Origin of the sequence: Wolbachia endosymbiont of Drosophila tsacasi (assembly GCF_028982115.1) — a bacterium.
Taxonomy (GTDB): domain Bacteria; phylum Pseudomonadota; class Alphaproteobacteria; order Rickettsiales; family Anaplasmataceae; genus Wolbachia; species Wolbachia pipientis_B.
In genome coordinates this window covers 55,342-68,490 of sequence record NZ_JAPQLJ010000054.1, presented here as the reverse complement: position 1 = coordinate 68,490, position 13,149 = coordinate 55,342, and the positions used below count along the sequence as shown (strand labels likewise).

Sequence of the window (13,149 nt, the reverse complement as noted above, 5' to 3'; positions counted from 1 at the left end):
TTGACTAATTCCTTGTTGCCTATAGCATTAAAACTTAATGCCCCTGTGGTGGAATGGTAGACACGGCAGACTCAAAATCTGTTGCTTGCAAAAGCATGCTGGTTCAAGTCCGGCCAGGGGCACGTTAAATATTGGAAAGTATATATGTTACATAAATTTTTTAATCGTCTATTTTCTATTTTTTCTTCTATAAATGTTATTCAAAAGGTAAAGAAAGATGAAAATGGGATATGTTATGTAACAGGACTTAGGCGCTATATATCAGTATTGCTTGATTTGATTATTATCGTTTTGTTCTTGCAGTTTTGCAGCCAAGCCTTAAATCAGCTCTTTATGAACTCAGAGGATAGCAAAATATTAAGTCAAATTGCTGCAAAATACCAAATGCAAGCGCCACTGTCTGCAGAAGAAAAGACAACGCAGAGTAGACTTATAAAATTACAAATCCTAAATCAAATAGTCCAATTCATTATGCTCTTTTGCTATGTAACATATATGTGGGTAAGGTTTACTGCTACACCCGGAAAACTACTACTTGGGCTCAGAGTTGTAAATGCACAAACTTTTGAAAAGATAACTTTGAGACAAGCAACAAAGAGATTTTTTTCCTTTATATTGTCAGCTGCACCATTATTCTTGGGCTTTTTATGGTCAAATTTCAACAAACGCTGTCAAACTTGGCACGACAAGATCGCAGGCACAGTGGTTGTCACGAGTAAAAGCCTTAGAAGGCAGAGCTAAAAACTAAAGAGCTCAAATGAAAGAAGGTAAACTCTAAAGTATACATTTAGTAGCGCTTTCTATGAGAGAAATCGTATTATCTATTCCATAAAGCTTTATGAAAGATCCCATTCTTGGACCGGTTTTTTGGCCAAGTAACATTTCATATAATAGCTGAAACCAGTCACGTAAGTTGGTATAATCATATTTTTTTCCAATAGAAAATATCTGAGATTGAATTTCTTCAGCAGTAACAGTTGTAGATAGAGAATGTAAAGTGTCCTTCAAATCTAGTAACGCTTCTCTCTCTTTTGCATTTGGAGTTTTATATGATTTTGTTGGTTTGATAAAATCGTGGTAATACTTTACTGCAAAGTCTGAAAGTCTATCAAGCATTTTATTATTTTCTGGTGTGACGTTCGGTGCATAAGAGGATATAAAACCCCATAGGATCTCTTTGTTTTCAGCATTACAAGCCGCTGCTAGGTTTAAAAGTAGTGAGAAATTTATGCCTGAAGTTTCTATATTGGGAACATTGCCCTGGTGGATATGCCAGGCAGGGTTTGCTTCTGATGGCAATTTTGTCGTTAAAGCTTGCTTGCGCTCCTCAAATACATTCGAGTATTCTGCGGTGCTCACCTGCGCTTCTCCTAAAAATTTCTCATCATAACCAGGTTCTGTATTAAATTTACTATTTGTGTTTTCCCCGTTGTTCTCATTATAACGCTTAACAAACTCTAGATACTCATCAGTTGATTTTGGTATCACATCAAAATATAAACGTTTAGCTTTTTTAGGGCTCTGAAAAATGTACAATGCTAAGCTCTCTGTTGGTGCGTAAGTTAACCACTCTTCAATTGAAATGCCATTTCCTCTTGATTTTGATATTTTCTTTCCTCCTTTATCAAGGAAAAGCTCGTAGCAAAACAGAAGTGGTGGCTTTTTTCCAAGTATTTCACATATTTGACTTGAAAGCACAGCAGATGGAGTTAAATCTTTTCCGTGAGCTTCATAATTTACTCCAAATGCGGCCCACCTCATTCCCCAATCAGGTTTCCATTGCAGTTTACATTTTCCTTTTTTCACTGGAACTTCTATTTTTTCCCCGTTTGGGTCTTCATACGTGATTGTTCCTTTATCTGTATTTGTTTCAATTACTGGAACTTGTAAAACTTGGGAAGTTTTTGGGCATACCGGCAAGAATGGACTGTAAGTCTGCTGCCTTTCTTTCCGAAATGATGGAAGCATTACGTCCATCACTTTATCATAATCTTTCAGCAGGAGTAAAAGTTTTTCATCGTAAACGCCAGATTTATAACACTCTGTTGCACTCCTAAATTCGTATTCAAATTCAAACAAATCAAGAAATTTACACAACAACGAATTCATGTGATGACCATAACTCTCATGAGTGCCAAATGGATCGGGTATCATAGTCAATGGTTTATTTAAGTGCTCCCTTAGCATCTCTTGATTTGGCACATTATCTGGTATTTTTCGCAAACCATCCATATCATCTGAAACTGCAATGATTTTGGTTTTTATACCAGGAGCTATTTTTTTTAATGCATTTACAACAACTGTAGTGCGGAAAACCTCTCCAAAGGTTCCTATGTGGGGTAAACCAGAGGGTCCATAACCAGTTTCAAATATTATTTCTTTTTTATTAGGAAACTCTTGCAATATTTTTTCTGCTTCTTGAAATGGCCAACTTGTCATTATCTGGGTTAAATAATGTATCTTAACTTAAAGTGCTACTAGTTTCAATGGATTTTTAATATAATGATATAGTATTAGTTATTATTAGAAGGTTAAAGATATGTCCACAGGTAGTATACAAACAGATCAATTATTTAAAGGTCTTACAAGGCCTGCAATGCTCTTTGGCGTGAGTTATATGTTTGCAATATTAAACGTCCTGATTTGCATGCTAATTTTCATTAATTCAAATGATTTGAGAGTGATTCTCTTAATGTTACCAGGTATACATGGACTTGGCTATATAGCTTCTGCAAAAGAACCGTTGTTTATTGAATTATTTATGGTAAAACTAGGAAAGTGCTCGAAATGTTTAAATCGTTTTTATCATGGAGCCAATTCTTATGATATTGCTTAATGTTGTGTGATGCTGAGGTTTAGGACTATTCAATCAAAGAGTAAACCTACTCTGAACAGGGAAGTTCACGCTGCTGAATTTATTCCTTATTCTTGCTATTGGAATAGCACAACCTTGATGACAAAAGAAAATTGGTTGGTTAAGGTTATAAAATTAAGTGGCTTTGCATTTGAAACCGCCGATGACGAGGATTTAGTAATACAAAATAATATCAGGAATCAGATGCTCAGAAGCATTTCATCTCCTGCATTTAGTTTGTATTTTCATACTATCAGACGTAAAAAAAATATTTTTTCTGATGAATTTGCAAGTCAAGGTTTGCCGAATTTTTTCGCTAATCACGTAAATCTAAAATGGAGAGAAAAACACGCAACAAGGCAATCATTTATTAATGACCTATACATTACGATTATCCGTAGAGCAGACACAAAAGGAGTAGAATTTTTGTCATATCTACTAAAAAAATTCGGACATGTAACTTCAAAACATGCTTGGGAAAGTGATATGCGTGCCACGTATGAAGATTTAGAGGAAACGACAAATCGTGTAGTGACAAGCCTTAGGAATTATTCGCCTAAAATCCTTGGAGTAAAAGAAACTCCAGATGGTTTGTTCTGTGAAGTAATGGAGTTTCTATCTAGAATTGTAAATTGTGGCTTCGTTACAAATACGCTTTTTCCGCTAAGAACTGAAATATCAAGATACTTACCAGTACATAGGTTATTCTTTGGCCGTAAGATAATACAGGTTGTGACTCATAATGGGAGTAAATATGCTGGAATAATTAGTATCAAAGAATATGGAAATCATACTTCTGCAGGAATGCTTGATTCGTTTTTACAACTTCCTTACGAGTTTATAATTACGCAATCTTTTCAATTTATAAACAGGCAAATGGCGATTGGAAAAATGCAGATACAGCAAAATCGAATGATACAGTCTGCAGATAAAGCTATTTCTCAAATAGCAGAAATTTCTCAAGCGCTTGATGACGCAATGAGTGGTAAGATTGCCTTTGGTCAACATCACCTGACTATTTTATGTATAGAAAAAAGTCCTAAATCATTGGATAACGCTCTGTCGTTGGTAGAATCAGAGCTTTCTAATTGCGGTGTTTATCCTGTCCGTGAGAGAGTTAACCTTGAACCAGCATTTTGGGCGCAAATTCCTGGTAATTTCGATTATATAGTGAGAAAAGCTACAATAAGTAGTCTTAATTTGGCTGGATTTGCATCTCAACATAATTATCCTACTGGCAATAAATTCAATAACCACTGGGGAGATGCTGTTACAGTTTTTGACACGACATCTGGTACTCCATTTTTTTTCAACTTTCATATAAGGGATGTTGGACACACTATGATAATTGGCCCAACTGGTGCTGGTAAAACTGTTTTAATGAATTTCTTGTGTGCCCAAGCGATGAAGTTTTCTCCAAGGGTATTCTTTTTTGACAAAGATCGCGGTGCAGAGATTTTCTTAAGAGCACTTGGTGGTATCTATACTGTAATAGAACCAAGAACTAAAACAAATTTTAATCCTTTGCAACTTGATGACACCTCTGATAATAGAACATTTTTAATGGAGTGGATAAAGTCTTTAATTTCGGTATATAATGATAAATTTACTTCAGAAGATATTGCACGAATTAATGATGCAATTGAAGGAAATTTTAAATTAAGAAAAGAAGACAGATTCTTGAGAAACCTTGTACCGTTTTTAGGGCTTGCAGGTCCTGATACTCTAGCTGGAGCAATATCTATGTGGCATGATAATGGTTCTCATGCTGCAATATTTGACAATAAAGAAGATTTGCTAGATTTTTCACGAGCAAGAGTATTTGGTTTTGAGATGGCTAGCTTGCTCAAAGATCCTGTTGCCCTTGGACCAGTATTGATTTATTTATTTCATAGGATTAGTATATCTCTTGATGGCACTCCATCCATTATCGTTCTTGATGAGGCATGGGCATTAATAGATAATCCAGTTTTTGCACCCAAGATAAAAGACTGGTTGAAGGTACTGAGAAAACTAAATGCTTTTGTGATTTTTGCTACTCAGAGTGTTGAGGATGCAAGTAAAAGTGCTATTAGCGATACGCTTGTACAACAAACAGCGACACAGATTTTTTTACCAAATCTGAAAGCTACTAGTGTCTATCGGGATGTTTTTATGTTAACTGAACGTGAATATATATTAATCAAGCACACAGATCCAAGCACTAGATTCTTTTTGGTGAAACAAGGAGTTAATGCTGTAGTAGCTAGAATAGACTTAAAAGACCTGGATGATATAATCAACGTATTATCCGGACGTGCAGAAAGTGTTCTATTGTTACACGATATATTAAATGAAGTTGGGGACAACCCAAAAGTATGGTTGCCTATATTTTATCAGAAGGTAAAAAATGTTTAAGACTAAGCTGTCATTGCTATTAATTGCGATATTTTTACTAAATATAGACTTTTTACTCTCATATCCAGTGCTTGCAGATGGAGTAAGTGGTACTGACAAGACAGAATTTGTTAGCGGATTTAATTCTACTGGCAGTTTCAGTCGTGCCTCTAATCCTGACTGTGGAGCGTTTAAGACAGGTGCAGCAATCGCTGGGATAGCAATTGCTATTGGTGCAGTATGGACTGGCGTTATTTTGATCGTCTCTTCTGCTGGTTTATTTACTGCTTTTGTTATTGTTGGTATGATAGCTGCAGTTGTTGGAGTCTGGAAAGCAATAGGGGGGCTTGTTGTTTGTGAGCATAGTTTTGTTAGACACCCAGTTGCACGTGACCATGATGGAAAATATAAAAACTTTAAATTAAAAGATACAGGTTATAGTGTCCACACAGATAAAAATTATCAAAAAGAAGACGAATATTTTTCTGCATTACAAGGAAAATCAGGAAAAGATGGAAAACAAACAGAAAAAGAGATTTTAGACTCTAACAACTCAGATACTATGAATAACGAATATAGGAATTATTTTTGGCCCAAAAATGGAGTGCAATACAGTGAATATATAGAAGTATGTCATCGAAACCCCTTAACGTTTGGTAATCTTTTTAGTGATATAGACTTTGATGTTAGAGAGAAGGACACTGGATACGTAGATGGGTCATGGTCGCCAAAAGTTGATGGTGAACTGAAATGTGAAGTTCTTAAAGCTGGGCAAAGCGAAACCATACATGGAGCTACATTCAAAGCAGTGAGAAAAATGGGCAGGTTGTGTGTGGAGCTGGCAAGTGTGAGAATGCTTGGTATCGAAATGACTCCTTGGCCGCAAGGGGTTGATATGGGATGCACGGAATTACTACCTGACCCGCTTGCTCCTATGTGTGAAGAATCTGTGATGATATTCAAAAACAAGGATGATACAGGGAAGGAAGACATTCCTATTGGCAATGATGATAACTATAAAACTACTATCAGAAACAAAGAAAAAGAAGGAAAAATTTTTGTAGGTTACAACAATAAAGGCTGTTTTAGCTCGTATGTCTCTGAAGCTTGCTACAATCAGGCAGGGAGTAAATCATTAGCTCCTCTTCCCATCACTTCTATGATAGTGCAATGCATTAAGGAATCGTTAGATAATTTAGTTGCAGGTATTGATTCAAGTGGCAGCCCACTTAACGATCAAAATGGACATAACAAGGGCAGTTTCTTATCTGTAGCACAGAAAAAGCTAAAAAACACCGTAACTGCTGTCCTAGTTTTGGCTTTAATACTGTTTTCTATAAAAGCTATGTCTGGTGGAGTTCGCAGTCCACAAGAGATGTACATGTTGATTATTAAATTCGCTTTAGTGATTTATTTTACAACAGGCAGTACCATGTCTCATTACTATGGAGAATTAACTCGTCTCTCAAATGGTTTGTCAGAAATAGTGCTGAAAGCTTCATCTGAAAGTAAAGGTATATGTAACTACAAAGCAGAGGATTATGAATACGATCGTGCAAGAAAGAAGGTATCTTACAGTTATCTCGCTCCTTGGGACAGGCTTGATTGTAGGATTCTATTCTATTTAGGAGCACCTTTAGAAGGGATTGGTGGCAAAATTGGTACTGGAAGTGTTGTAACGTTAGCAATCTTGCTTGGTGCTGCTCCTGTCTTGTTAGTTGCAGGTTCGATAATCGGTATTATTTTCGCTGGTGGACAAATTTTAGTAGCCATTGTCTGTATATTTATGGCCGTTTTGATGATGATGGTTATTTTGTGGCTGTGCTATGTATTTATTTTATCTCTAGTTGCTTTAAGTGTAATCGTCATCTTATCACCTTTGTTCATTCCTATGGTTTTATTTCAACACACCAAAGGATATTTTGATGGCTGGGTAAAAGAATTAATCACCTATAGCTTATACCCGGTTATCCTTTTTGCGTTTCTATCTTTTATGTTTATAGCATGTGACAAAATCTTTTACAGGGGTCTGAGTTTTGAGCAAGACAAGGAATATGAGGACAAATTAAGGGCCTCAGGTAGTAGCAAGAAACAATGGTTTAAGCTGAAAAAAGGAGAATGTGCTAGCAATCCAAATACTTTAGCATGCATGCTGCAAGAGTGGAAATGGGAGAAGGCTGCGCTACTTGGTCTGGTTGATTTTAAGTATGTTGAATTTAGTAATTCTATACTTGGAGAATTACTGAAGTTATGTTTAGTACTGTTTTTATTTTACCACTTTTTAACTATTCTTCCTGGTATGGCTGCCGAACTTGCTGGTAACTATAGATCAGCACTTGGATCAGGTCATACACCTGGACAAATGGTGGGCAAAGCTTTATCTGCTGCCAAAGCTGCTGCTGGAGGTGTTGGTCAAGCTGCTGCTGCGGCTGTCAAGAAGGCAAGAGGTACTGGTGGAGGAGGTGGAAATAGTGGTAAAGGTTCCAGCGAAAAGATTAACTAAGGTGGTGGTGATGCTAGTTAAGGTAAGTAACAGATGCTTAAACGTTTAAGTAACCAAAACTTGGGTAAATTGTGCATAAGTTTTGTGGTGCTTTTTTTATTGTCTGGATGCGGGGAGGATAACTGTATTAAGCCAGAAAATTTATCAGGTTTGCGTGAAAAACTAGATATAGTGTCAACAGAGCAGAAGTGGATTGATTCCGGTGTTTACATCTCAGATGGGATAAGAAGCGTAACAGAGATTAATATAGTGCCTAGTAAGGTTAATTTTTGTCCTAAGCAGTATACAGATTTTGCAATTGGGCCTGGGAGAAATGACGTTACATTACCATTTGCACTTGAAGCTGGCGATACGATAAGCTTTAGTGTTGTTGGAAGTAAAGTGTGTAAAGATAAAGAGAGTGAGACAAAAATCAGGTATGTGAAAATCGACGAAAAGTGTAGCGAGCAAGAAACGGAACATTTTGCACATGTTTTAAATCAAGAGAAATGCCAAGGTGGCAAGGATGGGATATGTCCTAATAAATATATAATAGGCGATGCGCAATGGTTGAGTGGAAGAGAGTACTGGTTTTCGAAGTTAGATCAAGATGAAAGAAAAAAGGAAATTGAAAATATTATTCACTCTATGAAACAAGGAGAAAATATAGATTGCAGCAAGCTTTCAGAGAGCAGTGCAAGTAAGATAGATACGCGCATTTTAAATTTACTCTGTAAACGTATATGTAAATTTTCTTCTGGCAGTGGAAACAAAGATTGCGTGTATATTGAATACAATAGTATAGAGGGTGAGATATCCCGGTCTGATGATGTTAACGCTATTAGTAACATACTGAAAAAAAAGCAGGTAAAAACTGACATTACATTTCTAAAAGTTGGTATGGATAATGAAACTCTTGAACACATTTCAAGTGGTGGTTTATGTACTAGTTGTGATCATAAGATGGAGAATGACCATCAAATACCAAGTTTAACTTTTAGTCTATGTAGCAGAAATGACAAAAGCTGCTACAATACAAATGACAAAGGCGGGTTCAACATAAGAGTAACAAAGAACCATAGTCTAGAAAACAACTTATATATACACGTTTCTGATAAATTCCCTGAGCATAACCCTGATGAAACCCAGGGAGATATATCTGTGGATATCAGCAAAGTTCATGACATCCAATATATGGAAAGCATAAAAGAAAAGTTAAAAGACAAAACAGGCACCATATATTACGGAATAAGAGACCATGGCTGCGATTATAAAAATGAAGGTCAGTTTAGCATTAACCTCACAACTAAAGAGCTACCTACAAGAACTTTTAGTGCAATCTATAATTTTTTTGACGAAAAAGTAAAAACTGCATTTTTTGGTTCCAGCTATAAAGACCCCAACGCGATTCACTCTGATATTAGTCCTGTAAAGTCTCTTTATGAAAGTTTTATAAAATCAAGCAGAACAAACACCATTAGATCTACGATAATATCGCTGTTAGTATTATACATAACCTTATATACCCTTTACTACTTTTTTGGTTTAACTCATATTTCTATATATGAGTTTCTAATTATATGCGTAAAGATAGGAGTTATTACCCAGCTGCTGCAGGACAACAGTTGGAATTTTTTTTATAACAATGCATTTTCTATTTTTATTAACACCCCAAAACAGTTAATAGAAATAGCAAATTTCAGAGGCACTACTTCAAATGTTTTTGAGTTTCTTGATTTGCCGCTCAATAGGTTCTTGTCATCGCATTCAGTATTGTTAATAGTATCTCTTATATTTTCTGGCCCTTTGGGCATTGTATCTTTTTGCTTGGTGATTTGGGGTTTAATCACAGTGAGCTTATCCATTTTTAATGCCTTATTTTCTTTTATTACATCTATAGTGATAGTTGCGTTATTGCTATCTTTAGCGCCTATCTTTATTATTTGCCTCCTATTTACACGTACTAGGCATATGTTTCACAATTGGGTTAAAAATTTAGCAAGATTTGCGATTCATCCAGTAGTGCTTTTAATTTTTATATCACTGATAAGTCAAGTTATGGATTATATCATATATTCAGTATTTGATTTTGAAGTCTGCTCTACGTGTATACTTAGTATTAACCTAAAGATTTTTAACCCTTGTATCTTCTATGGTTATGCTTCCAAATATACACCTAATATTACCGCTATGATGGCTTTTGTTATTTTGGGGCACGCTATGAAGGCTTTAGTTAAAGCCTCTTCTGCAGTATCTGACTCATTGTTTGGTGTTTATGTGGCAAGCGAACCTGGAAAACAATATCAACAAAGCTTGCTGGGAATAGTAGGGTTAGATGAACAAAGCGTTCAAAGAAGACATGGAGGAGGGGGTTCTTCTCAACAGTCAGATGCATCAAGACCTCAAATACCGCAAAGGGCTCAAGGACCTCAAGGACCTAAGATACCTACAGGAGGCCCACAATGATAAGTAAAAGATCACTATTATTGATACTATGTTTCGCAATCACTGCTTGTAACATGGATTGTGTCGAACCTGGGTTGCAGAGCAGAAATATCAGCGTTAATGTGGATGTTCCAGTTCATAAAGCAGATGAAAAAGTTAAAATTCATTGGGTTGATTCTGGTCAGATAATTAGCAAGGATGAAGAAATCAAATTCACCCTCGATGGATCAGTAAATTTCTGCCCTTTTAAAGAAGACAAAAATCCAAGGAAAGTACTTGTGCCAGCTGTGTTTTGTGTGGATAACTCAGAACCAGATTACGAGGGAGCTAGAGACATTAATAATGACAAGTTAGCTGACAATTTCGGTCTTGACGAACAAGAAGTGTGTAAAGGCAAAAGGTTCGGAAATGATCAATCCTATTATAGTAAGAGACGTTATGTAGACACTGGAATTAAAGTAAATCCTGGCGACAAGTTAAGCTTTAGCTTAGTTTCCAGAGATATGAAAATTGATTATAACAATCCAGGAGGAAAAGGTACCAGCTTTGATAACAATTGTTATAGCACTGAAACAGGAGATAAAAAAGCTACGATAGAAGACATGCTCAATGGAGGAACGTTTTATTGTGGAGATAATAGTAAAAGGACTACAGTAGAATTTCCGCAGCTTAGCAAAGAAAACATGGAAAAAAGGAGAGTGTTAGTTGGCAACGGCTACACTCCATACGATAATAAGGTGCATTTTAATAAAGATTATGTTAAAAACGAAAGTCCATGGATCAATGGTTCGCTACTCGATTTACGCCGCGCTAAAATAGGATTGAACGAGTTATGTGATGGAAAAAACTGTAGTCCTGATGAGAGAAAAAAGTACAGCTCTTATGAGCTTAACTGTTACTATCAAAATATATGTTACAGCAAAGAGGGTATATGGAACTATAATTTAGGTCAAGCAAGAAAACAGAACTGTGTCTCTTCTATAAGATACGAAAAATATGATAATAAAAACGACAAATGTGATATGTATTCTTATTTAAAGAAAGTGGAAGAAAATGTCAAAGCAGGTAGTTTTACTGAAGATGATAACTCTTGGGCTGAGGCTCTTGTTGCAAAAATTGGTGATCTTGATGACCAAGATACTGCTAAAGGTATTCAATGTTTTCCAGATAATGAAATAGGTGCAAGACAGGGTAATGTGTGTTCACAAATTAGCGATAATTTTGAGGATTTTTCTTTGAAGTTGAATGAGGATTATCCAGTAAATGACAAGGTAACTCCCGATAGCAGTGTGATGCTTGCTATTGCAGACCATGGCTATTATTACCGTAATAGGGGCGGGTACCACGTTAAAGTAACTAGGTCATGTAACTTTGATAGTGGTAAAAAGTTGTATATGTACTTGGGTGATAACTCGCAAGAGGATCCATCTGCACCAGAGACTAATGATTTCAAAAAAGTAGAGAACTTGGATAAAAAAACAGAGGATAATGTGGACTATTATATAATAAATGGAAGTCATTTAACAGATAAAGAATCTAAGAAGATATATTTTGGTATCGATGTAAGAAACGTAGAGAGAGAGGACATCACAGACAAAGATGGCAAATATTATCAAAACAATAAGTACAGTATAAACTTGTTTGTCAAAAAGAAAATTAACGATTCTATCTCATCAACTATAAACGAGATATTTGATTTTGCAACAGGAGGATTTAAAGACAATGTTAAAGATTCATATAAAGGATATATAAAAGGTCTCCTTCAGGGAGTAAGAGCTTTGCTTACTCTATACGTTATATTTACTGTCGTTGGCTATATGCTTGGAACAATACAGCTAAGTAAATTTGATTTCATTGTAAGAATGTTCAAGATAGCATTTATAGCTTTTGCCTTTAGCGATAGAAGTTGGGAACTCTTTGGTACAACTTTATCCAGACTTTTTGTAGATGGTAGTACTTATTTAGTTGATAGCTTTTCTGGCTATATAGGGGAAGGGGGAAGAAAATTTGCATTCTTAGACTTAACAGCGGGAGTATTATTCACAGGAGAAACATGGCTGAAGTTTTTATCATTAATGCTCTCTGGTCCTTTTGGTTTTATTGCTTTTTTGGTAATACTCTACGCTACTTTTATGTTCTTAAAATGCATTATTAGCGCTACATTGAAATATGTAATATCTACTGTTTTAGTAGCGTTTTTATTGTCGTTAACACCTTTGTTTATCGTGTTTATTTTATTTCAACAGACTAAGTCCTTGTTTGATAACTGGATAAAAACACTGGCTCATGTTGCAGTACAACCAGTCATTCTATTTTCATCCCTGTCCCTCTTAAACCAATTGATGTATTCAGTTTTATACAATCTCACGAATTTTTCTGCATGCTATCAATGTTTAATTAGTATCAATTTCTTATCATATGATTTCTGTCTCATAAAATCAATACTACCTCTTGGATATGGCCCTAGCACTAGCGTTGATGTTGCACTCAGTACCGGAGAAAGAACTGGCGGGCACTTTGCAGCATTACCTATAGATCTAGTCCAGGCACTAATATACTTCATTATTGCCAAAGCAATGGAAGCTTTCGTTGATGCATCAGAAGCTATGGCACAAGCAATATTCGGTTCTGGTTGGGGAGTTGCTGGCAGTGTTGGTCAAGTTGCCACAAGCGCATCACAATCTATACTGTCGTCTGTTGGCCTTGATAATAAGACGCAAGGTATGATACAGAACATTAGGCAACAAGTGGGTAAAGATCGGACGGAAGTTAACGTGAAGGATAATTCCGTGAGCCCTAAATCTGAAATACCAGAACAATCAGGTAAGCAAAAAGGTCCTGATAAAAAGGAGAGGGGGAGCTCTAAACCTGAAGCACCAAAACAATCAGGTCAGCAAAAAAATCCTGATGAAACAATAAGAAGTGATCCTAGTGATAAAGCTAAAAACAAGGAAGGAAATGAAGAGGGGTAAGATATGAATGATGTTATGGA

7 protein-coding genes and 1 tRNA gene are annotated in these 13,149 nt (G+C 36.0%); 7 read left to right on the top strand and 1 reads right to left on the bottom strand.

Features of this window, described 5'->3' with window-relative positions:
* Positions 1-39 precede the first annotated feature (39 nt).
* A tRNA-Leu gene (locus tag OZD70_RS05660) sits at positions 40-122 on the top strand.
* Between the two features lie 22 nt (positions 123-144).
* Positions 145-741, top strand: coding sequence for an RDD family protein (locus OZD70_RS05655; protein WP_182184000.1), 597 nt, complete (start codon positions 145-147; stop codon positions 739-741).
* Between the two features lie 33 nt (positions 742-774).
* Here the strand turns inward: OZD70_RS05655 and lysS are convergent, their stop codons facing one another.
* On the bottom strand, positions 775-2,439 hold the full coding sequence (gene lysS, locus OZD70_RS05650; protein WP_275021448.1) for a lysine--tRNA ligase: 1,665 nt from the start codon (positions 2,437-2,439) through the stop codon (positions 775-777).
* 100 nt (positions 2,440-2,539) lie between these two features.
* On the opposite strand from lysS, the gene OZD70_RS05645 reads away from it, so the two are divergent.
* From OZD70_RS05645 to OZD70_RS05625, 5 genes are read left to right on the top strand one after another with little or no spacing between them, the layout of a single operon-like run.
* Complete coding sequence (locus OZD70_RS05645) at positions 2,540-2,836, top strand: type IV secretion system protein VirB3 (RefSeq protein WP_007548615.1); 297 nt, start codon at positions 2,540-2,542, stop codon at positions 2,834-2,836.
* 9 nt (positions 2,837-2,845) lie between these two features.
* Entirely contained in the window at positions 2,846-5,251 is a 2,406-nt protein-coding gene (locus OZD70_RS05640; protein WP_275021447.1) for a VirB4 family type IV secretion/conjugal transfer ATPase, read from the top strand.
* Positions 5,244-7,733: a TrbL/VirB6 family protein gene (locus tag OZD70_RS05635; protein ID WP_275021445.1), complete on the top strand. Its 2,490-nt coding sequence runs from the start codon at positions 5,244-5,246 to the stop codon at positions 7,731-7,733. Before OZD70_RS05640 ends, OZD70_RS05635 begins: the two co-directional genes overlap by 8 nt.
* Positions 7,734-7,766: 33 nt before the next feature.
* Positions 7,767-10,178 carry a TrbL/VirB6 family protein gene (locus OZD70_RS05630; protein ID WP_275021442.1) on the top strand — a complete coding sequence of 804 codons (2,412 nt, stop codon included), beginning with the start codon at positions 7,767-7,769 and terminating at the stop codon, positions 10,176-10,178.
* Entirely contained in the window at positions 10,175-13,129 is a 2,955-nt protein-coding gene (locus OZD70_RS05625; RefSeq protein ID WP_275021439.1) for a TrbL/VirB6 family protein, read from the top strand. The genes OZD70_RS05630 and OZD70_RS05625 overlap by 4 nt, the downstream gene beginning before the upstream one ends.
* Positions 13,130-13,149: the final 20 nt, after the last annotated feature.

What these genes read in the sequence shown, in the direction of transcription:
- OZD70_RS05630 (WP_275021442.1), top strand. Translation starts at nt 7,767, where the DNA reads ATGCTTAAACGTTTAAGTAACCAAAACTTGGGTAAATTGTGCATAAGT.
- OZD70_RS05645 (WP_007548615.1), top strand. Translation starts at nt 2,540, where the DNA reads ATGTCCACAGGTAGTATACAAACAGATCAATTATTTAAAGGTCTTACA.
- lysS (WP_275021448.1), bottom strand. Translation starts at nt 2,439, where the DNA reads ATGACAAGTTGGCCATTTCAAGAAGCAGAAAAAATATTGCAAGAGTTT.
- OZD70_RS05655 (WP_182184000.1), top strand. Translation starts at nt 145, where the DNA reads ATGTTACATAAATTTTTTAATCGTCTATTTTCTATTTTTTCTTCTATA.
- OZD70_RS05625 (WP_275021439.1), top strand. Translation starts at nt 10,175, where the DNA reads ATGATAAGTAAAAGATCACTATTATTGATACTATGTTTCGCAATCACT.
- OZD70_RS05635 (WP_275021445.1), top strand. Translation starts at nt 5,244, where the DNA reads ATGTTTAAGACTAAGCTGTCATTGCTATTAATTGCGATATTTTTACTA.
- OZD70_RS05640 (WP_275021447.1), top strand. Translation starts at nt 2,846, where the DNA reads ATGCTGAGGTTTAGGACTATTCAATCAAAGAGTAAACCTACTCTGAAC.